The sequence below is a fragment of the Bacteroidetes bacterium endosymbiont of Geopemphigus sp. genome (assembly GCF_002904345.1).
Taxonomy (GTDB): Bacteria; Bacteroidota; Bacteroidia; order Flavobacteriales; family Blattabacteriaceae; genus GSPS2-BC2016.
Window position 1 is genome coordinate 190788 of record NZ_PEIH01000005.1, and the last position, 22811, is coordinate 213598.

Consider the following 22811-nt stretch of genomic DNA (forward strand, 5'->3'; position numbering starts at 1 on the left):
TGCTCGGTGGCCGACAAAGGTTTTTTTTTAAAAACGCTCCTTACAGCATTAATAGCAATATCCACGTGATTGAAATGCGCTTCGGTTTCCTTAAAAAGTTTCTGAGCATTAGCTACCTTAGTAAGCTCTTCTTGAAAGAACTCTATTTTCCAACCCTAGTCTTCTATTTCTTTCTTTAAAATCCTTAGTTTGTTTTTTGAGGCGTTACTGTGGTAGAGGTGCCTTCTTTAGCGAAGACTCTCGATATAAGTGCTCTGATATTTTTAGATCTGCCGGCTTATAATAACTACTTTTCATTTTAATAAATGTGCGGACATATTTAACAATTAATTTAATTAAGTGGTTAATCTAAAATTAAATCATTATTATCTATAGTTTTATAGATAATGACTATTATCACATTTTTTAATCGTATTAATAAAATAAGACCTAATCATCAAATATACCCATAGCCAGATATTTATCCTGCCTTTTTATAATAAGTTCTTCAGAGGTAAGTCTTGAGAGTTCCTTCGCAGCTTTAAGGATATATCGTTTCACTTTTTTATAAGCTTCTTCAGGATGAAAATGCACTCCCCCTGAGGGCTCTTTAATAATGTCGTCTATAAGCTTTTGTTTGAGCATATCAGTAGCTGTAAGCTTTAAGGCGGCAGCGGCTTTCTCCTTATATTCCCAGCTGCGCCATAAAATGGTGGAACAACTCTCAGGAGAAATAACAGAATACCAAGTATTTTCCATCATACACACGCTGTTGCCTACACCGATACCCAGGGCACCCCCGCTGGCCCCTTCACCGATAACGATAACAATAACAGGTACCGAAAGACGCATCATCTCATAAATGTTCCTTCCGATAGCCTCACCTTGACCTCGTTCTTCAGCTTCTAAACCCGGATAAGCTCCTGGGGTATCTATAAAAGTAACGATAGGTTTTTCAAATTTTTCCGCCAATTTCATCAGTCGAAGGGCTTTTCTGTAACCTTCCGGATTGGGCATGCCGAACCTTCGGTATTGACGATCTTTGGTGTTTTTGCCCTTTTGCGTGCCGATGAGCATAAAACTCTCCCCGTCTATTTTTCCAAAACCGCCGACGACAGCCTTATCATCCCCTGCGTAGCGATCGCCGTGCAACTCGATAAAATGACCCCGAGTAAGGGCTTGAATATAATCAAGCGTATAAGGTCGGTTTGGGTGTCTTGAGAGCTGCACTCGTTGCCAAGGACTAAGATTTTTATGAATCCGCGCAGTGGTTTTTTCCAGCTTCAGCTGAAGCTGCGCAAGAGTTTTGCTGGTATCCACACCGCTTTCACGTCCTAGAATAACGCATTTATCGTACTGCTCACGCAGATCTTGAATAGGCTTTTCAAAATCCAAATAATTCATGAAAAAATGATTCTCAGCAAATATAATCTATTTACTAAAAGAGCGCTTCAGGAATTTTTCAGGTTTTGCTCCTGATTAATCGACAAAAAAGCAAGTGGCATAACAAAGACCGACGAATAAAATTTTATTTTTGTTTTCTCATCATCCCCAAAGATGAGTCCAGGAATAAACATACGATAAAGAAGATCAATATTAAAACTAAGAAACAAGCTTATGCAAAATAATTTTCTTCATTGAGATTCATCGCTTTAACAAAGTATATGGTGTAGATATTATATTGAATTCGCTTACATAATAAAATTTATATTACTCCACGTTACACTACGTAACATTATTAAAATAAGTATATTAAAAAATTAATTTATATCATTATATAATATATAATCACAACTACTCGTATGTTTATTATTATATAATATCGTTCTCTTGAACTTTAAAGCTATGAAATCAGAGACTGTATTCGCGAAATACATCTACATATCAGGGTATTGAGAGCCCCCTTTTTACTCAAAAACTTCTTTATATCTCCTTTAGTTTTTTTGGAGCTTATCATAATGAGTTCTTGTTTGAGAACTGGTATAGAAGCCTAGCAATATGGCCGGGTAAACTCTCAAGACTTATAGCATGCTCAAACATAGCGATAGTGTGAAGAGCTCACTAAGACAGATCCTATGTTAGAAAAAGAAGAACAAAGCACATTAAATAAGGTAGCTCTGTTTGGCAAAAAAGATATTGTGGAGCTTCTTATTATAGCTAAGAGCGTTGATATAAACGCGAAAGATTATTCGAAGCAAATTCCGCTGCACGCAGCGCTTGCAAATGACAATACGGAGCTTGCGAAGCTTCTCATAAAATCTAAGGGAACGGATCTCAACGCTCTCTATGATCTGGTAACCGATATAAAAGTTAAAAAGATTCTTAAGTCATAATAGGATTTATAAGTTCTCTTAAATTTATTTTTTTCGTGCCAACCTTGCATACGGTTGGCTTTTTCTTTTTGTGAGATTAAGCTATTACTAAATGTAGAAGTATCTTATATCGAAGTAGTATTATACAGCAATTTTTTAAATTATAGCGAATATATATTATTTAATCTTTTGTATAATATATTTTTTAATTAACTTTTTACGATATTATCGTAGATAATTCACACGGAATTTTCTTATCAATTCACTGAATGAAAAGTAAGTGCTATAAGTAAGTGTTATATATAAATACAGGTATACACTAATATAAAATTAATAATTGTGAAAAAAAAATGATCTTGACTTGTGTAGTGATTTTTATGTATTTTTCCTGCAATGATGGTGAGGATTCTCAAAAAATTAACTAATAAATACAATATTATAAATACAGTAGATCAGGAATCTGATCTAATAATTAAAGGCGAAATAGATGTGAATTTTAAGGATGGGAAAGATAATTTAGGAGAAATTACTACATGTTACAGCTTACTATGGCAGCACAAACACTATTAAAACTCTTATCGAAAAAAGTACTAATAAAGAGACTAAAAATAACAATGGCAAAACTCCACTTCAGTTAACCACTGAGAATGACAAAAAAAAGCTATAAAAGCTATAGAGTTTCTTATCACCAAAGGCGTTATATAAATGGACTCGGAATAATAGAGGTTGTTGGCCCTTTGATATGATTGCTGATGGCATGACAAAAAACTTCTTACAACCTAGGGGGATTTATCTGTTCTCTAAGGATTATTTGAAGTGGATACTTAATAAAAGCTTAGAACAAGGTAACCCTGCTGTAACGAGGTCACTTTTATTCCTTTAAAGGTAGGACCTCCTATAGAGGAGTGACGAAAGACACAAAAAATACACAAGAATAACCAGTAAATTACCGATATCAACCTTAAAACATTCTAATACTATAGAGTGAATTTATTAATAAAATTTATTCTACTAATTTATAATTATTTATAAAATAAAATTTTTATCTGAACAATCAATAAAAAATAGTTTACTATTTCATTTTTTATTCTTACATAAAGTAAAGTTTGGCTATAAATCTTTCTTTAAAATTTCCACTTTATGTTATACTTTTGAGGCGACAATAGATCTTTGGAGGCGGATTTTGCATTTTTTTCTCTCACAAGACACTCTTTTCGAACACAAAGAGGACATGAAGTCCATCTAAAAGCTCAAAAATCTCTTGAGCTTCGTCCCATTGAACATGGCATTTGACCTTTCATTGCCCAGAACTTCTTTTCTTCCTTCTCTATTGAGACCAACGGATAAATAAATTATATGATCTCTAGGGTTTACATCAGCACCTGCATCTATAAGAGCTTTTATTTTCTTCATATTTCCTCTCTGAGCTGCCTTATGTAGCGGTCTCCCCTTCATTAGGCGAAATGACTGAAGTATATGTAGAAGTTTGCGGTATAAGGAATCCTTACTTTTTCACAGATGTTATAATTAAGATTACCGATTTTTAATCTCCGTTATCAGGGTTTTGTATGAATTTTATAGACTTTATTTATTATAATATATATTATCATTATATTATTATTTAAAATATTTACTCGCTTTTATCTTATCATGACGGAATTTTTGAACCTCTCTTAGGTCTCTTTATCTTCAAACTATATATATAAAATGGCATACTTACAAAAAACTATTGTAGTTACTTATTGTAAAAAATTACATGTAAAAGCCTCACAGTAATTTCGATATAACATGTGTAAAGGATTTAAATGAAGATCCAGCAGGATAAAACTATTTGTGATGGGTTGTCCAAAAGTGGTGTTCTTTTTCATTAAGAAAAGGCTATTTACAAACCGGTATCTTGTTTTCCTGCCGCCTTTCTTTGTAAGAAGACATTAAAAAACAATGAAATACTCAGGATGTAAACAAATATTTTTCATCTTCTTGAGTTAATTTTTTCCAGCCTTTGAGTTATTAAGTTTTAATTCTAGTGACTATATTAGCTCTGAGAGTTTTTCTTTATTGATGACACCGCAAAAAATTCTTTCAAAACAGAGAAAGAAACTTTAAATTAAGTTAATTTGAATTAAGTTAAAAAGAAATCTTTTTCATAAACAAAGTATATTTTTGCCTTCAAACTCAGTTTTATGAAATTCATCGTCTCAAGTTCCGAACTTCTGAAACAGCTTCAGACGCTAAGCACTCTGGTAAGCAATAGCAATGCATTGCCCATTTTAAATAACTTTCTTTTCGAACTTCAGGAAAACGAACTTAAAGTTACTGCTACTGATCTAGAAACTACTCTGATTAGTTATATAAAAGTAAGCTCAAACACTTCAGGAAAAACAGCGGTTCCCGCCAAGCTCATTACCGATATGTTAAAGACTTTCGCAGAACAACCGCTTACGCTTTCTTTAAAAGAAGATAAAAACAGCCTTGAAATTACCGCAGAACAAGGTCATTACTCGTTAGCGGTACAAAATAGCGAAGAATTTCCAAAATCACCTGTATTAGAGAATCCTAATCGCTTGACGATGAAAACAGAGGTGCTTTTAAAAGCCGTTAATCAAACCCTTTTTGCCAGTAGTTCTGATGAGCTTCGCCCGGTAATGACTGGAGTGCTCTTTCAACTAGATCCTCAAGGGGCAAATTTTGTAGCTACCGATGCTCACAAGTTAGTAAAATTTGTCAGAAAAGATCTAAAAACAGATCAGTTGACTGAGTTTATTCTTCCAAAAAAGCCACTTCAGCTACTTAAGAATATGCTCGATATCGGAGAGGTTACCATAGAACATAATGAAGCGAACACACGGTTTATATTTGATAATAAAACTCTTATCAGCCGGCTGATCGACGGAAAATATCCTAACTATGAAGCGGTTATCCCTAAAGAGAACAACAAAACCCTTAGCATTAACCGAACGGGTTTTTTAAACGCGCTTAAGCGTATAACACTTTTTTCCAATAAGAGCACTCATCAAATTTGCCTGCAACTCAGTAGAAATGAACTTCAGATGTACGCCGAAGATCTTGATTTCTCAAATAAAGCTCAAGAGCGTTTTAATTGCGATTATAAAGGAGAAGACATGAAAATAGGATTTAACTCAAAATTTCTTATAGAAATGCTTTCCCATCTCGATGCTGAAGACATTCTCTTTGAAATGTCAGATCCGAATCGCGCCGGCATCCTTAAACCTTTAAAAGATAAAGAAGAAGGCGAAGAAACCCTTATGCTGGTAATGCCCATTACACTAGGTATCTAATGCATTTTCTTTTCCAGTATTAAGAAGAAAGCGCATATGAAAATATCCTATAACTGGCTTAAGCAGTATTTAATTTGTGAGTTGACCCTTCATCAGCTTTGTGAAATACTTACTGATATCGGCTTGGAGGTGGAAAGCTGCAAAGAATCTAAAATTCTAAATCCGATTTTAGATCATGTGATCCTAGGTGAAGTGCGCTCTTGCGCGATGCATCCCAACGCAGATCACCTTAAGCTTACCCACGTGGGTATCAGACAGAAAGAAGAACTACAAATCGTTTGTGGAGTACCTAATATAATCGCAGGTCAAAAAGTACTTGTAACCCCCTTTGTAGGGGCTCACATCCTCGATAGAGAAGGAAAGCAAATACGTTTAAAGAAAAGTAAGAGTCGGGGTGTAACCTCTGAAGGAATGATTTGCTCAGACGATGAATTGACTCTAGAGGGAGATTCTAAGAAAATTCTATTGATAGATAGCAAAGCTCCTCTCGGAGCGCCGGAATCAGAGCTTTTCCAAACAGATAAGGACTACCTTATTGAAATAGGTCTTACACCCAATCGATCCGACGCCATGGGACATTGGGGCGTAGCACGAGATTTATATGCTGCCCTTAAAGCGCGTGGGCACAAGGCCGAACTCCATAAACCTAAGGTGGAACACTTCAAAAGTGAAGAAAATATATCAAACTTTCCCCTTTATATAGAATCACCCGATCGATGTGTACGCTATAGCGGTTGTTTAATTACAGATATAAAAATAGCACCCTCCCCTCCCTGGCTTCAAAAACGCTTACAGACACTTGGGTTAAATCCAATTAACAATGTGGTGGATGTGACCAATTTCGTAATGCACGAATTTGGACAGCCCCTTCATACCTTTGACGCAGATTGCTTAGAGGGTAAAGAAATTCACGTAAAAACACTTTCAGAAGGTCAATCTTTCAGAACGCTGGACCATATAAAACGCACACTTAGCGATGAAGACCTAATGATCTGTGACGCTCAAAAGCCGCTTTGTATGGCCGGTATTCTGGGGGGGCTGGATTCGGGAATTACCCAAAAGACGCAAAATATTTTTCTCGAGAGCTCCTGCTTTGATCCGATAAGCATACGACAGAGCGCCAAAAGACATAAACTGAGCACTGACGCCTCCTTCCGATTTGAACGAGGAGTTGACCCTGAGCAAGTAGTATATGCACTTAAAAGGGCAGCGCTCTTGATTAAAGAAATCGCCGGAGGAAAAATATCAAAACCAATAGATCTCTACCCAAATCCCGTAAAAGCTTTTCAGGTAAAGCTCCGCTATGAAAAAATAAACCGCTTACTTGGCGAAATACTTCCTAAAGAAAAAGTAAAAAAAATCCTTTTTTTACTGGAAATAGATATTCTCTCGGAAGAGGATAAAACGCTCAGAGTTTCCATACCCCCTTATCGAATAGATGTAGTACGTGAGGTGGATCTTATTGAAGAACTTTTAAGAATCTATGGTTACAACCTGATAAAAACGCCTAAAAATTTTTGCTTTTTTCTGAATTATGAAAAGAAATCAAAACTTGAAGAGCTTGAAGAAAATACTGCAACGATATTAAACGCACAAGGCTTTTATGAGCTTATCAATTTATCGCTGACGCATCGCAAGTATCAGAAATTTATAAAAGACTCCTCAGATCAAAGCATTGAACTACTCAATCCACTTAGCGAAGAACTTGCCATATTACGTCAAAGTCTTTTATTTGGCCTCATGGAGCGCATCTCTTACAACATCAGTAGAAAAAATACTTCATTGAAATTCTTCGAATGGGGGAAAACCTATAGTAAAAAAGAAGGAAAATATATAGAAAACTATCATTTGTCCCTGATTATCACTGGAAAAGAACAAAAAGAACACTGGCTACACTCGAGTGGGCTGTTTTCATTTTTTGCACTAAAGGGCGTTGTAGAAGCTTTACTGAAAAAAAATCGCGTTCAACAATTCACACAGCAACTCAAAGAAGATCCTTTATTGGATAAGAGTCTTTTACTTGTACATCGACAAAAACCACTGGCTCATCTGGGACGTGTAAAAAAATCCATTGTCGAAAATTTTGATATTAACCAAGAAGTATTTTACGCTGAAATCTGTTGGAAATCTGTGGTAAACATCTTTCAGGAAAATAAAATCTATATTCAAGAGCTACCTAAATATCCGAGAGTACGCAGAGATTTAGCCATCTTGCTTGACACAGATATAACTTTTGAAAAACTCTATGAGAGCGTTCAAGAAACCGAACGAAAGCTAGTAAAATCCACAATTCTTTTCGATGTATATAAAGGGGGGAAACTTCCAAAAGGAAAAAAATCTTATGCATTGAGTTTTCAACTCGAAGACCCTCAGGAGACACTTACTGATGAGCGCATAGAGAAAGTCATGGAAAATATTCGTAATAAACTTCGCAAAACTCTGGGCGCAGAATTCAGGTAATAAATAAAATTTAAAAAATATAAGTGAATAAAAGTCAGGTATTCTTAAGTGTTTAATATGTGAGATATTATGCAGAGAGTAAAGTAAATTCCTTAGATAATTTCCTCACTGAGGTAAATTAAATACATCGGCGCTCAAAAAGCCAGGAAGCTCACTTATAGAAAAAAAAAGATTTATTTTCATAAATAAATTTTGATACAGTAAAGCTACTGTTTCATTCTTTAAGCTATTATGAACAGGATTTTAATCGATATATTAAAATTGCTTGCCACTATTCCTGTTCAAGTTACCGCTGAATTTTTTCAAATTTTAATATTGATAAATATCAATTAATTCACAAGTTGTTTTTAAAATATTTACTCTGAAGCAGAAGATTGTAAAATTTCTTTTTTTGCAAGTTTGCAGCTATCAATATTGAGCTATTGATAGAAAAGAACATCGATGAATTCTTACATAAGAAATCACAAAACCACGAGCATATGAACCCTATACTTCCTGAAAACATCAAGAATTTTTAATCGATATTGATCGAACTATTTGTGAAGATATCTCTAATGAAGAGTCCTGGCGCATTAGAAAAGGCTAAAATTTTCGATGTTCTGGAGGTGGTCAATACGTGGTACAATGAAGGATATATCATCATCTTTTTTACCTCATGTACTGAAGAACATAGAGAGGTTACCAAGTGATGGCTTAAAAACATGGATTTAAATATCATGGCTTGCTTTACGGAAAGCCTCGGAGAGGGAAACCATTGGATAGATAATCATATGGTAAAAGATATGCGTTATAGGGGAAGGTTCACAGATCTTGTGAAGAAGACTGCTCATATTCAAGTTTTTGATGATGGATATCTAGATCGATAAATGCGCGAACAGACAAATCTGACCTAGGTCTTTCCAGTCATTTTTTCAGGCTGTACCCATTCATCAAATTCTTCAGGAGTTACATAACCTAGCCGAAAGGCTTCTTCTCGAAGAGTTGTATTATGTTTATGAGCTGCTTTGGCAATTTCAGCTGATTTTTCATAACCAATATAGGTATTGAGTGCCGTAACCAGCATGAGCGAGCGCTCCAAGAGCTCTTGAATACGTGCATAATTTGGCCGGATACCCTCTACGCAATTTAACGCAAAAGACAAACAGGCATCTCCTAAAAGTTGAGCTGATTGCAAAAAATTGCAAATGATCACAGGCTTAAATACATTGAGTTCATAATGCCCTAAGGAGCCCGCTATAGAAATAGTAGTGTCGTTACCCATCACTTGCGCGCAAACCATAGTGAGAGCTTCACATTGCGTTGGATTAACCTTACCGGGCATAATAGAAGAACCCGGTTCGTTATCTGGAATCAATAACTCTCCTATTCCCGAGCGAGGCCCGGAAGCCAACATACGTATATCGTTAGCGATCTTCATTAAGGAAACCGCTAATTGTTTAAGCGCGCCGTGCGCCTCTACTAAAGCATCATTCGCGGCCAGGGATTCAAATTTATTCTTAGCCGTTTTAAAGGGAAGATTTGTAAATTTTTTGATGTATTCAGCGACTTTAACATCGTAAACTTTTGGAGTATTTAGCCCGGTGCCCACCGCAGTTCCCCCTAAAGCAAGTTCGGAAAGATGGGGAAGGGTATTTTCAATTGCCCGAATTGCGTAATCAAGCTGAGTAAAATAGCCTGAAAATTCTTGCCCTAAGGTAAGTGGTGTGGCATCCATGAGATGAGTACGACCTATTTTTACAATCTTTCCAAAGGCTTTAGATTTTTTCTTCAACACATCACGCAATTTTTTAACCCCCGGAAAAGTCACCTCCGAAAGCTTCTTATAGGCAGCAATATGCATAGCCGTAGGAAAGGTATCATTAGAAGATTGCGATTTGTTCACATCATCATTTGGATGAATAATACGCCTGTCTTCTTTGAGGTTTCCTCCTTTAAGTACGTGCGCACGATTGGAAATTACTTCATTGATATTCATATTGGTTTGAGTACCAGATCCTGTCTGCCATATAACTAAAGGGAACTCATCATCAAGACGTCCTTGTAATATCTCCTGACAGACCTGCGTAATTAAAGATTTTTTTTCTTCTGTAAGAATTCCCAAATCAGCATTAGCATAAGCAGCAGCTTTTTTCAGATAAGCAAAGGCATATACTACTTCTAAAGGCATAGAAGATGACGGGCCGATTTTAAAATTATTTCGTGAACGCTCTGTCTGCGCTCCCCAATATTTATCGGCAGGTACCTGTACCTCACCCATGGTGTCTTTCTCTACGCGATGGCTCATTTCCTCTTAATTTTCTAAGGGAAGAAAGGTACAAAAAGCTTAGGAAAATTGTTAATAAATTCCCTACCTTTGAGTCAAAATTTAAGTTTATTATGACGATTATCTCACAATTTATAGGCTTTTTATTTTTTCTTCTTATAACCTTGTCAGGCTTTTGGTGCCTGAGCTTTCTTATCTCGATAGTCCCTTATTGGATCACCATGGGAGCAGCCGAAACTTATGGAAAGATCAATAAGGATATCTCGCCGAGAGATGTACGGAGAAAGACCTTATCTGAACAAGAGGATGTAGAGTTGCTCTGGATAAAATCTTAATTGCATAAGATTCTAAGCTGTGATTTTTTCACTGGTAAAACGCAGTTTTATTAAGGGGTATTTTTCTTTCATCATTTGTATACTAAAAACTGAATCGGCCAGGAAAACCATTTGATTTTCTTTGTCATGGGCTATGAATCGCTGTTTAACGCGTTTAAATTCTTGAAAATCCGGATGTTTTTCATCATCCACCTCTACCCAACAGGCTTTATAAACCGGGAGTGTTTCATAAGTGCAACGGGCTCCATATTCATTTTCCAGACGATATTGTATGACCTCATACTGCAAGGCACCCACGGTGCCTATAATTTTACGTTGGTTATAATCCATTGAAAATAACTGAGCTACACCTTCTTCCATAAGTTGATGGATGCCTTTCTCGAGTTGTTTGGTCTTCATTGGATCTGCATTATTTATATATCGAAAGTGCTCAGGAGAAAAACTTGGGATTCCTTTGAAACGAAGCGCTTCTCCTTCTGTCAATGTATCGCCGATTTTAAAATTGCCCGTATCGTGTAAACCTACAATATCTCCGGAAAAGCTCTCCTGAATGATCTGCTTCTTATCGGCAAAGAAAGCGCTGGGGCTGGCGTACTTGAATTTTCTTCCTAAACGTACATGCAGATAAGGTGTATTGCGCCTGAAAACTCCAGAGGCAATTTTCACAAAAGCGATGCGATCGCGATGTCGTGGATCCATATTGGCATGAATTTTAAAGACGAAGCCACTAAAAGATTTTTCATCAGGCGCTATCAGGCGCTGCTCACTCTCTTTTGAAGAAGGTCCAGGGGCGATCTCCATGAAAACATCCAAAAGCTCTCGTATACCGAAATTATTAAGAGCCGAGCCAAAAAATACCGGCTGCAAATCACCCTTCATATAGGCTCCACGATGGAATTCAGGATAAACCTCACGAACGATTTCGAGCTCCTGACGTAGTAGCTCAGCTGACTTTGACCCTATGGATTTATCAAGAATTTTTTCGTGAAGATTTTTTAATTCTAAACCTTTTTCTATTTTTTGCTTTTTCTGACCTGAGAATAAAAGTAAGCTTTGTTCCCATAGATTATACACCCCCTGAAAATCGTTTCCCATGCCGATAGGCCAAGAAAGAGACGTGATGCGCAAACCAAGTTTTTGCTCTATTTCATCGAGCAGATCAAAAACATATTTTCCTTCACGGTCAAGTTTATTGATAAAAACAAGAATAGGAATTTTTCGCATGCGGCATACCTCCACTAGCCTTTCAGTCTGTTCTTCGACCCCTTTAGCCACGTCGATAACCACAATAACGCTATCTACGGCTGTAAGGGTACGAAAGGTGTCTTCAGCAAAATCTTTATGGCCAGGCGTATCGAGAATATTGATTTTATTGCCTTTGTATTCAAAACTGAGCACTGAGGTGCTAATGGATATGCCTCTTTGACGTTCCAATTCCATAAAATCGGAAGCGGCGGTTTTCTTAATCTTGTTGCTCTTTACCGCGCCAGCTTCCTGTATGGCTCCTCCAAAAAGAAGGAATTTTTCTGTAAGCGTGGTTTTTCCAGCATCTGGATGAGAAATAATTCCAAAGGTTTTTCTTCGCTGGATCTCTTCTCTAAGTACCTTTTCCTTTACAAAGGAAGATGTTACAGAATCGTTTTTTTTCATTTTTCACTGATTACTTTTCTATATTCTTAGAACGAAACCTCTCTTTGGATCGTTCGAGATAAGAAAAATCGCCACAAAAATACGATTCACAAAGCTTTAAAGGCACATCTTAAAATTGGGTTTGCAAAAAAAAAGTTTTATAGATCATATTTAATATTTATATTAATTATATAATAATATAACAAACAAAGATGTCATTACATTTCTTTATCTTTACCATTTAATAGATAATAATTTTTGAAAAAAATACTGTAATATAGAAGATTATGGATGATAAAAATGTAGATCTCTCTCTTTTTAAGAAAGAAAAAAAATTAAAAGAAAGCTCCACGAATGTCTCAAAAATTTTTTCTCAAACAAGGGGAAATGCTGAGCTTTTTTTAAATATATGTGAAATACCATAGAGTAAATAGAAGATGAAATCAAATCTATGATCAGAAACCTTGCAGCTGATTAGAAAATTGAAATCTCAGATAGATACTCTCGAGAGTCTTAAGAATATCGTATTAAGTAGTCGTCTGAATTTTCAACCGGAACTTAGAGATAATATTCAAAGACTGAGAAAAGAATTAAAAAAATCCTCCAGGCTCAAGGCGTGTATATCATCAAGAAATAATATGCTTATAAACAATAATTTAAACTCCTTTCTCTTCCTTATTTTAGGCACGTTAGATAAAGGTAGATAAGGATACTATTGGCCTATTGGATGCCATTGAATCTAATTTCCGGGAAATAGAGAACAAATACTTGAAATCAATGAAAAGATTCAGATGGAAAGAGCTACTATAAAACCTGCAAAGGAGTGCAAAGAAAATTCTATTCCACCTATATTAAATCTGATAAAAACTGAAAGAATAAAAGAACAATCAGGTCAAATTTTGTAGCATTGTTGTTTTTTAGTGTATTAAAAAAAACTTGAAATATTTCATTAATTTTCCAATTACAAAATTTTTACCCAGTTATTTACAACTCTCTATGAAGAGCTTTAACGTATTTTCTTACTCATGGCGTTTAAGAAGAATGGTGAATCAAAGATCCTCAAAGCTTTTCTAAAAAAGAGATGTCGATGAAGATATTAAAGATAAATATAAATACACTCCACTTAGCAGCTGTTTTTAAGAATCTAAACTGTATCAAAATTCTTCTGGAAAAGCGAGCTAACGTAAAATGCTAAGAAAAACAATGGACAAAGCCCGTTTCATTTGGACTCTACAAATGAAAATAAAGAAATCATTGAACTATTTATATCAAACGGTGCTGATGTAAACTTTAAAAATGATTTTGGAAAAACACCACTTCATACTGCCGATCAATTCGATAACGAAGGGGCCGTTGAAGATTCTATAAAGGTAGGTGCCATTAAAATTCCAAAGATAATAATCAAAAAACTCCCTATGATTTGACTGGTAAAGGATATATTAAAAAGCTTCTTAAACCAATAGAAGGTTCATTCTGTTCTTTTATTAGGACTAGCGACAGATAAAGTGCTCAAGCCATAACAAACTAAGGCGACTCTGTTCAAAGGGTGCACACCTTGGATTCCTTTAAAATGATTCAGATAGTCTCGTTTCAAGGATAAGAAGTAACCGAAAGGTCAAACAAGTAAATTTGTACCTACAAAACAAAGTAGCAGAAATTCGTTGTTTTGAAATTTGAAAATATATTCTTATTTATTTTTTCAATAAAAAAGGAAGCAGACGATAAATGCTACCTCTTTTATTTTGTCACTATTTATGAAAATCGCACGGATTTAATTGGTCTGTATTTTAGCCTCGGTCTTCATTATTAGCGGTAATAACGATTTTCACGCGACGATTTTTTGCGCGATTTTCTCTATAGTATTAGGGTATTTCAATTGCGATTTTCCGTACCAATTGGTGGTTAAACGCGAAGGAGAAACACCTTCTTTCACAAAGCAATTCTCTTACCGCGATAGTGCGACACTGTGATAATCCTATATTGTAATTATCAGCGACTTTGTCATCGGTATGACCTTCAAGTAAAATATTGATATCGGGATATTTTTCAAAAACTTTTACTATATCGCTTAAAGCGCCAGCGGAAGCTGAGTCGATATTCGACTGATCAAAGCCAAAGTACATACCGCTTTTCTCATCAAAAGTCACATTGATTCCGTCTCCTACGCGCTCTACCGTAGCGCCGGGGACCTCGTTTTTTATTGGCTACAGGGGCCTGTAGATCCCGTACGATTTCCGATAATCCTGGCTACAACACCACCTACGGTGGTACCTAATATGACTCCTACAGCTGTATTTCCGGTAAACTTACCGATCGCACCTCCTAAAACAGCACCGGATCTGGTTCTGATGGCCACTCCTTTTTGCTGGTTGATCGCCCGCTGAAAAGCGTTACAACTTAAAATAATTGAAAAAGATGAGGAGGGAAAATAAAGTTCTTAATTATGTATTTCATAGTATAGTTTTTTGTAAAATTGTATAAATTTATTGAATGACTGTTCCTTTTGAAGGAACAGTCGCTCTTATACGCATCTGCACCAAGCCAATCTGATCAATATGCAAGCGATAGCCGGCTTCTTCCTCAAAAGATTTTCTACTCGAAGGGTCAGTTCTTTTACACCTCCGGGGCCATAAACCGACCAGCGCAAACTAAGCAAGACAAAGAAGGACAGTTCGCCTTTACCCCTCTAAAGGGTAAGAATTTATGCTATTATTTCATATAAAGGTCCATAAACTGCTTTCAAAGCATCTGGCACCAGGTCCCATCAAAAAGTTTTGATTTAAATTCACCAGAATTTCCGCTATATGTAATATTGTTTAAAATCCATCGACTATTGATATTGATACGATACTTTTTATTCATGTACGTGAGCATGCATGAACTCAAAAGAAGAACTATAATCCAGAAAATATTTTTCTCATCTCGTATTAAATTTATTCCCAATTAAATATAACATAAATCGTCAAAAACAACGATATATTCAATTATATATTTTACAATAGATTTTACATGCAGCGATGATGAAGCGATGGGAAAGACTTATTTTTAGACTATTTACAGTCATAGCGCGATGTCCTTTTGGGTTGCTTTATCGATTATCGGATCTACTGGCTTTTATCTTAAACTATATAGTAAGATATAGGAAAGCTATTATTCGTGGAAATATGCGAAAATCCTTGCCTAAATTTTCCGAAGAAAAAATTCGATGCGTTCAGCGTCTTTTTTACAGAAATCTTTCAGACTACATTTTTGAAACCCTCAGCTGCCTTCGCCTGAATTTTGAAACACTGCAAAAACGTGTAGAGTATGAAGGTATCGAATTTTTTGAAAAATATCATTCAGAGAAAAAAAATGTTTTCCTGCTTATAGGTCATTTATTCAATTGGGAATGGTTGATTTCGCTCGGTCCGAAATTACCTCAAAAACAGACCTATGCCATTTATAAACCGATAAACACCTCTCTTATAAATCAGCTTATGAATACCATTCGCGGACGTTTCGGAACGATTAACCTTCCCTTAGCGCAAAGTGTGCGCAGTCTTATGCAACTACCCAACGATGGCGAGCATGTTTTTTTAGTACTTGGTGATCAAAGCCCGCAAAAGCGTAAAATACGCTATAGTTTACCTTTTTTAAATCAAGAAACGGGAGTTTATAACGGATTTGATAAGATCGCCCGAAAAAAAAACATGCGCATTTTATATGGAAATATCCTCAGGAAAAAAAGAGGTCATTATATAATTCGTTTTGTACCTATAGAAGCGCAAGGAAAGAAATTTCGAGAAAATGAAATTGCAGAAAAATTCTTCGCGCTTCTCGAGGTCAACATCCTTGAGCAACCTGATAATTGGCTTTGGAGTCACAGGCGCTGGAAACATCAAAAAGGCATAGATTTTTGAACCTGGCTGTTGTCATACTGAACTGGAACGGCGTAAGATGGCTAGAAAAATTTCTTCCCGCAATTGAACGCTTCAGCCAAAAATCGGATCTTTATGTTATTGATAATGCCTCAAGCGATACTTCGATAGATTACCTTGAAAAAAACCATCCCAGCATAAAAATCATACGGCACGCTCAAAATCTGGGATTCGCAGGCGGTTATAATAAAGGCATAGAGCAAATCCATACGAAAATTTTATGCTTACTTAATTCCGATGTAGAGGTCACCGAACACTGGCTCAAGGCGATCGTGTCATTTTTTGATAATGATCATAAGCTGGCTGTCTTACAGCCTAAAATATTAGATTATACAAATAAAGAATGCTTTGAATATGCAGGGTCCGCCGGAGGTTTTATAGACAATTGGGGCTACCCTTATTGCCGCGGACGGATTTTTTATCAAACGGAAATCGATACAGATCAATATGAAGATAGTTCTGAGATTTTCTGGGCATCGGGCGCTTGTTTTTTTATACGAAAAAGCACCTATGAAGAGGCCGGGGGATTTGACGAGCAATTTTTTGCTCATATGGAAGAAATCGATCTGTGCTGGCGCTTAAGAAATAAAGGCTATAAAATAGCTTATACAGCAAGTTCAAAAGTATATCATATGGGTGGAGGAACCTTAAAAAAAGAGGATCCAGAAAAAACTTTCTTAAACTTTCGAAACAGCCTTTTGATGTTGGTTAAAAATCTTCCTTTGAAGGAATTATATAAAGTGTTGACAGGGCGTCTTTTTCTCGATGGGTGGGCAGGCGTTTATTTTTTACTTCACGGCCATTACAAACACAGTTGGGCGATAGTGAGAGCCCATTTTTCTTTTTATAAAAGATTTTTCATAAATTATCAGAAGAGATCCGGAGAAGAATTGTCTGCTTATTATCGGCACAGAAATATCTTCTTTCAATATTTTATCATGGGCCGAAAATATTTTCACAAACTTCGCTAAAATCCCTCTGATTTATTGTCTTAAGAACATAAATTTTACTAAAAAAAATAAACAAATCAAGAAGGAAGTAGCTAGAGAGCATATAAAACAAGTGTAGCTTAAATAGAATTAGAATATTTTATCAATATATTCATATATAGCATTTAAAGCTATGAAGGTTAATTAGAAAAACCTACACAAAAACTGGGCTGATAGCTAAAAAACTCAACTTACTTAAATTCTTGTTTAGAAATATACTGATGTTTTATTTATGTTAAATTTAAGTTAATTGACAACTCATTATTTAATAATTTTTATTATATATACGATATATCCAAAATATATATCAGATATTATGACCGAATAAAAAATTTTAACGGATATAAAGAGCTTGTAAAGCTTATTGATAATAAAGGTAGAAGAGGACAATTATGTCCGAATCGGAAAGTAATCTTAATAGATCTGGAGCATATCCTCCACCAGTGCCTTCTATATAATAGACATGTATGCTTCGATTTTTAAATGTTTTTAGAGTAAATTTTCATGAATTTTATCCTCCTGCGCCTGCTTCTACCTGTTCTTTGAGGGTTGGATTGAGCTATTCCATGAACTATGGAATACCAAGATTAATGGGAATATGATCACAAGTGGCGGTAAACTATACTGTGAATGTGTACGCTTGTGGACAGATACAATCTAATGGCTATCTACGAACTTTAACGATTGTATTTTCAGCTGAAATGACCTCAGTTCCGGTATCGATAATCATATTTGTAGTACCCCCCTTCATTCCCTGTTTGGCATAGACAATAACAGTATTGGTAATAACTAGATCTAGAGTTTTTTTCTCGAGATCCAAGAGGATCTTGTCCCATAGTATCGCGAATAACCTTTCCACCAAAAAATACACATTCATCACGATAAAAAGTATAATCTTTTCCAATTTCTATGCATAAAGAAGTATCAGCAAATCGTGTTTTATCCCCAGTAGTGGGTCCATACATATGGACGTAATGCTTATGATTGATTGTTTTCATGATGAATGTCAATTTCATAATTTTCAGTTCCTGATCGTTCAAACCTTAGGGTAGCATTGGCTTTGTAAATAGGAAAGTGTGAGTCAACTTGTATAGAACCACTACCGGTATTTTAATGATTCTCTTTATACTCTTCTCGGCTGCTCCTCTTGGGGTGATTTTGATATGCTCTAAAAAATATTTCTCACTTTTATGTTTTGTAATAGCTATGATTGAAAGATTGGGAATCTTACTGTAAAGGACTATAATGAATTAATAACTTTTATATTTTATTTTTCTTCACAAATCTAAAGAAATATGAATACATTTCCAGAGTGCGTCCTTAAGATCCTCTAGGCCTTTTTGATGATGAGAAGATATAAAAATGGTTTCCAAACCTTCAGGAAATCGACCCTCTAATTTTTTTTTCATCTCTTCATCTAATAAATCTGTTTTGGAAACAACCAACAAACGTTTTTTATCTAAAAGTTTAGGCTTATAAGCCGCGAGTTCTTTGAGCAGAATTTCGTATTCTTTTAAAAGATCTTCTGTATCACAGGGTATCAAAAACAATAATACCGCATTGCGCTCTATATGACGAAGAAAGCGATGCCCTATTCCTTTTCCCTGACTAGCGCCTTGTATGATACCGGGAATATCAGCGATTACAAAAGAGTGCTGATTTCTGTACTGCACAATGCCTAGTTGAGGAATCAAAGTAGTAAAGGCATAATCGGAAATCTTGGGCTTAGCTGCCGTAAGGGAAGAAAGCAAGGTAGATTTACCCGTGTTGGGAAAGCCTACCAAGCCTACATCGGCCAATATTTTTAGCTCCAGGCTAATCCAGGCCTCTCTACCAGGTAATCCAGGTTGCGCATAACGTGGTGTGCGATTGACTGAATTTCTAAAATGCCAATTTCCTAGACCGCCTTTACCCCCCTGGAAAAGCACTTGTTGCTCTCCTTGCTGAGTGATTTCAGCTATAGTATTTCCCTGCTCATCTTTAGCGATAGTGCCCAAGGGCACTTTCAAGACGAGGGCTTTTCCCGAGGCGCCACTCATGCGATTTCCTCTTCCAGGAGATCCATTTTTAGCCTTATGGTGTCTGTTGTACTTAAAATGAAGCAATGTCCAGAGCTGAGCGCTACCTTGCAAGATCAGACTTCCTCCATCTCCCCCATCTCCCCCATCTGGACCGCCCTTGGGAATAAATTTCTCCCGACGGAAGTGCGCCGCTCCAGTGCCTCCATGGCCGCTTGCGCAATAAATTTTTACCTGATCTATAAAATTTTCTGAAAACATTCCGGTCAAATAGACAAACGCCTGATTTCAAGCTCTAAAGAAAGTGCAATCTCCTCTATATTTCCCTTGGCGTTAATTTCCGTCAAAATAGCTTTTTTACGATAATATTCAGAAAGTGGAGCGGTCTTTTTATAATACTCTGCAATGCGTTTTCTAATCACGCCCAAGTCAATATCATCCGAACGCCCACTGGTCTTTCCTCTTAAGGAAAGACGCTTTATAAGAAGCTCATCGGGAACACAAAAAGAAAAGGCAGTATTTACAAAACCCAATGAAAAGCGCTCTAAAAGTTCATCTAACGAAATGGCTTGTTGTAGTGTGCGCGGATAGCCATCATAAATAATACCAGCCTCTGGCTGGTCGTTTTCCGGAAGGAAATCTTCAAGCATAGCGGTGGTCACATCATCAGGAACGAGCAAGCCCTGATCTATATAAGATCTTGCTTTTAATCCAAGTGAATTTTTTACTTTCATATGATGACGGAAAAGATCGCCTGTGGAAAGATGCTTTAAGTTGAATTTGTTAGCGACAAGCTCAGCCTGTGTACCCTTACCCGATCCGGGAGGACCAAATAAAATAATGTGCTTCATACTAATCTTTTAACTGATAAATATCAGGTATATTTCTTCCCATTCCATCGAAGTCCAAACCATATCCTACGATAAAGCGATTGGGAATAGGCCTTCCGATATAATCTATAGGTAAATCACTCTTATAAACATCAGGTTTAAAAAAAAGCGTGGCGACTTTGGAGCTTTTTACCTTTTGATCTTGGATCATTTTGTGAATTTTTTTAAGTGTAGTTCCCGTATCGACGATATCTTCAAAAACAACTACCTCACGATCTGTTAAATCCACTGGCCAATTGGAAATGATATTTACCTTACCGCTTGAGCAAGTATTATCATGGTAAGAGGCCAACTGAATAAAGGCTATCTCACAGTTTCCAGGATAGTTTTTTAGAAAATCGCTGAAAAACATGATTACTCCGTTGAGAACTCCTACAAAAACAGGTGTACGTCCGCCGTAATGGCGATGAATTTTTTCAGAGAGTTCTTTGACAATTTTTTCAATCTCTGCGCTTTTTATAAACGGAATAAAGGTTTTTCCTCGGATAGATATTTCCTGTATTGCTTGCATAAAATTATATAGTCATGGAAAACAGACGTGTCTGGGGTTGTTCACGAATCAAGCGTAAATCAAAAGCCATGCAAATATTCCTCAGAAAAGAATGTCCTGCCGGGGTGATGCGAAGACCCTCTTGCAAAAATTCTACTAAAGCATCGTTACGCATCTCCTCGAGTCGCTCTAATACCTTGGGAATCTCATCGAAATACATAGAGGCTTTAGACCAACAGGTTTCGAGTCGACACATCAGATTAAGAATATGACGACGAATGATTAAATCCTTCTGCGTGAGGATATGGCCCCTAAAAACAGGTAAATCTCCCTTATCGAGTGCTTGGTAATAAGATTTGACATCGCGGAAATTCTGTGAAAAAGCATACCAGCTATCAGAAATAGCAGAAGCCCCTAAGGCGATCATGAGCTGGGTTTTGGAATGGGTATATCCCATGAAATTACGATGAATCTTCGTTTCTACTAAGGATTTATAAAAACTATCGTGAGACAAAGCGAAATGATCCATACCAATCTGGTGATAGCCCATCTCTGTCAAATGCTCCCGCAAGCGCTCGGAAAGGGCTTGTTTAAGCAAGCCCGAGGGCAAATCCGCTTGATCAAATCCACGTTGTCCAAGTCCTTTAATCCAGGGAACATGGGCATAGCTATAATTTACCACACGATCCGGTCGGAGCAAAGCTATATTTTCCGCCACTCGCTCAATACTCTCCATTTTTTGAAAAGGAAGACCATACACAAATTCATGACATATGGACTCATAGCCGATTTTCTGAGACCACTCGCTTACAAGCTTTACTCGCTCAAAAGACTGGATTCGATGAATAGCCTTTTGTACTTTTAAATCGTAATCCTGAACGCCAAAACTCACGCGACGAAACCCTAAATCATAAAGGGTTTGAAGGTGCTCAAAAGAGGTATGATTAGGATGAGCCTCAAAACTAAAAGTCTTATTCTCATAGATATCCACCGTTTCAAAAAGAGATTCAAGCAGGTATTTCAGGTGTTTTGGTTTGAAAAATGTAGGTGTGCCCCCTCCCAGATGAAGACCCGAGAGCAAGGGTCGTCCTTTGAGCAGCTCAAGATACATGTTCCACTCCCTGATCAGATAATCGATATAGGGACGCTCCACCTCATGACGCTTGGTAACATGTTTATTGCAGGCGCAAAAGGTGCAAAGACTCTCACAAAAAGGCAAATGGATGTATAGATTAATGCCCTCTTCAGCATTTGATTCCTTAAAGGAACGCACAAGTGTTTCCTTCCATTTCTCCAGAGTAAAGGTCCGAGTTTCCCAGTAAGGAACCGTTGGATAACTCGTGTATCGAGGCCCAGGAATATTGTATTTTCCAACTAAGTGCCCTTTCATTTAAGTTGATCTTTTTTATCGCTGAAAACTTTGATAGCCTTTCGAAGAACTATCAGTTTTTTTAGCAAAGGATCCAAAAGATCCAAGGGCAACATATTAGCGCCGTCGCTTTTTGCCTTGTGAGGGTAGGGATGTGTTTCTATAAAAATACCGTTCACGCCCGTAACGATACCTGCCTTAGCGAGGGTCTCTATCCATTGCGGATGTCCGCCGGTAATACCGCTTCCCTGATTGGGTTTTTGCAGCGAATGGGTCACATCGAGTATCACAGGGGCATATTCCTGCATGATGGGTATACTTCGGTAATCGACCACTAAATCCTGATAACCGAAAGTAGTGCCACGCTCTATAAGCGCCAAACGGTTACTGCCGCTATCACGCATCTTTTCCACCACAAATCTCATGGATTCAGGCGAGAGAAACTGCCCCTTCTTGAGCGTAACGGCCCTTTGTGTTTGAGCAGCTGCTACCAACAGGTCGGTCTGTCGCACCAGAAAAGCCGGTATTTGTAATACATCTACATAATCAGCGACCCTTATCGCGTCAGAAGGCAAATGAATATCGGTGGTGACGGGAATATCGAAAATTTCGCCCACTTTCCGAAGGATCTTTAGTGCTTTTTCATCTCCTATACCTGAAAAACTATCTAAGCGTGAACGATTCGCTTTTTTAAATGAGCCCTTAAATATGTAAGGAATTTTATAGTGTTCCGAACTCCTGGCAATACCTTCGGCAATATGCAAGGCCATTCCTTCCGACTCAATAACGCAAGGGCCAGCGATAAGGAAAAAATTATCCGCATCGATATGCTTTATTTTTGAGAGCGTTTGTATCATTAAA

18 protein-coding genes and 3 pseudogenes are annotated in these 22811 nt (G+C 36.8%); 8 read left to right on the forward strand and 13 right to left on the reverse strand.

The window, feature by feature from the left end; translation table 11 throughout:
- Window positions 1-429: 429 nt before the first annotated feature.
- A complete protein-coding gene (locus CS842_RS02085; protein ID WP_103327256.1) occupies window positions 430-1383 on the reverse strand; it encodes an acetyl-CoA carboxylase carboxyltransferase subunit alpha in 954 nt (317 codons plus the stop codon).
- Between the two features lie 671 nt (window positions 1384-2054).
- Between CS842_RS02085 and CS842_RS02090 the strand changes: the two genes are divergently transcribed.
- On the forward strand, window positions 2055-2312 hold the full coding sequence (locus CS842_RS02090) for an ankyrin repeat domain-containing protein (protein WP_103327257.1): 258 nt from the start codon (window positions 2055-2057) through the stop codon (window positions 2310-2312).
- A 1221-nt stretch (window positions 2313-3533) separates the two neighbouring features.
- On the opposite strand, the gene CS842_RS06805 is transcribed toward CS842_RS02090, so the two are convergent.
- Window positions 3534-3746 (reverse strand): ankyrin repeat domain-containing protein, encoded by a 213-nt coding sequence (locus CS842_RS06805; RefSeq protein WP_103327258.1) that lies wholly within the window; start codon window positions 3744-3746, stop codon window positions 3534-3536.
- A gap of 728 nt (window positions 3747-4474) precedes the next feature.
- On the opposite strand from CS842_RS06805, the gene dnaN reads away from it, so the two are divergent.
- The 3 genes and pseudogenes from dnaN to CS842_RS07105 all read left to right on the forward strand — a co-directional run bounded on the left by dnaN (window position 4475) and on the right by CS842_RS07105 (window position 8916).
- On the forward strand, window positions 4475-5590 hold the full coding sequence (dnaN, locus tag CS842_RS02100) for a DNA polymerase III subunit beta (protein ID WP_103327259.1): 1116 nt from the start codon (window positions 4475-4477) through the stop codon (window positions 5588-5590).
- Window positions 5591-5626: 36 nt separating this feature from the next.
- Window positions 5627-8050 (forward strand): phenylalanine--tRNA ligase subunit beta, encoded by a 2424-nt coding sequence (gene pheT, locus CS842_RS02105; RefSeq protein ID WP_103327260.1) that lies wholly within the window; start codon window positions 5627-5629, stop codon window positions 8048-8050.
- 479 nt (window positions 8051-8529) lie between these two features.
- Window positions 8530-8916, forward strand: a pseudogene (locus CS842_RS07105) (LNS2 domain-containing protein).
- Window positions 8917-8939: 23 nt separating this feature from the next.
- Here CS842_RS07105 and fumC read toward each other — a convergent pair.
- Entirely contained in the window at window positions 8940-10334 is a 1395-nt protein-coding gene (gene fumC, locus CS842_RS02115) for a class II fumarate hydratase (RefSeq protein WP_103327261.1), read from the reverse strand.
- Between the two features lie 92 nt (window positions 10335-10426).
- Here fumC and CS842_RS02120 point away from each other — a divergent pair, with 92 nt between their 5' ends.
- A complete protein-coding gene (locus CS842_RS02120) occupies window positions 10427-10648 on the forward strand; it encodes a hypothetical protein (RefSeq protein WP_103327262.1) in 222 nt (73 codons plus the stop codon).
- A 12-nt stretch (window positions 10649-10660) separates the two neighbouring features.
- On the opposite strand, the gene CS842_RS02125 is transcribed toward CS842_RS02120, so the two are convergent.
- Window positions 10661-12298, reverse strand: a complete 1638-nt coding sequence (locus CS842_RS02125) for a peptide chain release factor 3 (RefSeq protein WP_103327263.1) — start codon at window positions 12296-12298, stop codon at window positions 10661-10663.
- A 1187-nt stretch (window positions 12299-13485) separates the two neighbouring features.
- Between CS842_RS02125 and CS842_RS02130 the strand changes: the two are divergent.
- Window positions 13486-13701: pseudogene (locus tag CS842_RS02130) on the forward strand (hypothetical protein); the annotation flags it as partial.
- Between the two features lie 438 nt (window positions 13702-14139).
- On the opposite strand, the gene CS842_RS02135 reads toward CS842_RS02130, so the two are convergent.
- Together CS842_RS02135 and CS842_RS02140 are read right to left on the reverse strand one after the other, a co-directional pair.
- Window positions 14140-14424, reverse strand: coding sequence for an OmpA family protein (locus CS842_RS02135; protein WP_103327265.1), 285 nt, complete (start codon window positions 14422-14424; stop codon window positions 14140-14142).
- Window positions 14425-14474: 50 nt separating this feature from the next.
- Entirely contained in the window at window positions 14475-14633 is a 159-nt protein-coding gene (locus CS842_RS02140) for a glycine zipper domain-containing protein (RefSeq protein WP_195909832.1), read from the reverse strand.
- A 664-nt stretch (window positions 14634-15297) separates the two neighbouring features.
- Between CS842_RS02140 and CS842_RS02145 the strand changes: the two genes are divergently transcribed.
- Both CS842_RS02145 and CS842_RS02150 read left to right on the forward strand, forming a co-directional pair.
- Complete coding sequence (locus tag CS842_RS02145) at window positions 15298-16176, forward strand: lysophospholipid acyltransferase family protein (RefSeq protein WP_241518488.1); 879 nt, start codon at window positions 15298-15300, stop codon at window positions 16174-16176.
- Window positions 16173-17165 carry a glycosyltransferase family 2 protein gene (locus CS842_RS02150; protein WP_103327268.1) on the forward strand — a complete coding sequence of 331 codons (993 nt, stop codon included), beginning with the start codon at window positions 16173-16175 and terminating at the stop codon, window positions 17163-17165. The genes CS842_RS02145 and CS842_RS02150 overlap by 4 nt, the downstream gene beginning before the upstream one ends.
- Window positions 17166-17890: 725 nt before the next feature.
- Here CS842_RS02150 and CS842_RS02155 read toward each other — a convergent pair.
- The 7 genes and pseudogenes from CS842_RS02155 to kdsA all read right to left on the reverse strand — a co-directional run bounded on the left by CS842_RS02155 (window position 17891) and on the right by kdsA (window position 22807).
- A complete protein-coding gene (locus tag CS842_RS02155) occupies window positions 17891-18199 on the reverse strand; it encodes a hypothetical protein (protein ID WP_430537309.1) in 309 nt (102 codons plus the stop codon).
- Window positions 18162-18281, reverse strand: a pseudogene (locus CS842_RS07785) (hypothetical protein); the annotation flags it as partial. The pseudogene CS842_RS07785 and the gene CS842_RS02155, both read right to left, overlap by 38 nt.
- A gap of 179 nt (window positions 18282-18460) precedes the next feature.
- Complete coding sequence (gene obgE, locus CS842_RS02160) at window positions 18461-19462, reverse strand: GTPase ObgE (RefSeq protein ID WP_103328008.1); 1002 nt, start codon at window positions 19460-19462, stop codon at window positions 18461-18463.
- Window positions 19463-19467: 5 nt separating this feature from the next.
- Window positions 19468-20052 carry an adenylate kinase gene (locus CS842_RS07110; RefSeq protein ID WP_103327269.1) on the reverse strand — a complete coding sequence of 195 codons (585 nt, stop codon included), beginning with the start codon at window positions 20050-20052 and terminating at the stop codon, window positions 19468-19470.
- Window position 20053: 1 nt separating this feature from the next.
- Entirely contained in the window at window positions 20054-20602 is a 549-nt protein-coding gene (gene hpt, locus CS842_RS07115; RefSeq protein ID WP_241518417.1) for a hypoxanthine phosphoribosyltransferase, read from the reverse strand.
- A gap of 4 nt (window positions 20603-20606) precedes the next feature.
- Window positions 20607-21971 (reverse strand): oxygen-independent coproporphyrinogen III oxidase, encoded by a 1365-nt coding sequence (hemN, locus tag CS842_RS02175; protein ID WP_103327270.1) that lies wholly within the window; start codon window positions 21969-21971, stop codon window positions 20607-20609.
- On the reverse strand, window positions 21968-22807 hold the full coding sequence (gene kdsA / locus CS842_RS02180) for a 3-deoxy-8-phosphooctulonate synthase (RefSeq protein ID WP_103327271.1): 840 nt from the start codon (window positions 22805-22807) through the stop codon (window positions 21968-21970). Before kdsA ends, hemN begins: the two co-directional genes overlap by 4 nt.
- Window positions 22808-22811 lie beyond the last annotated feature (4 nt).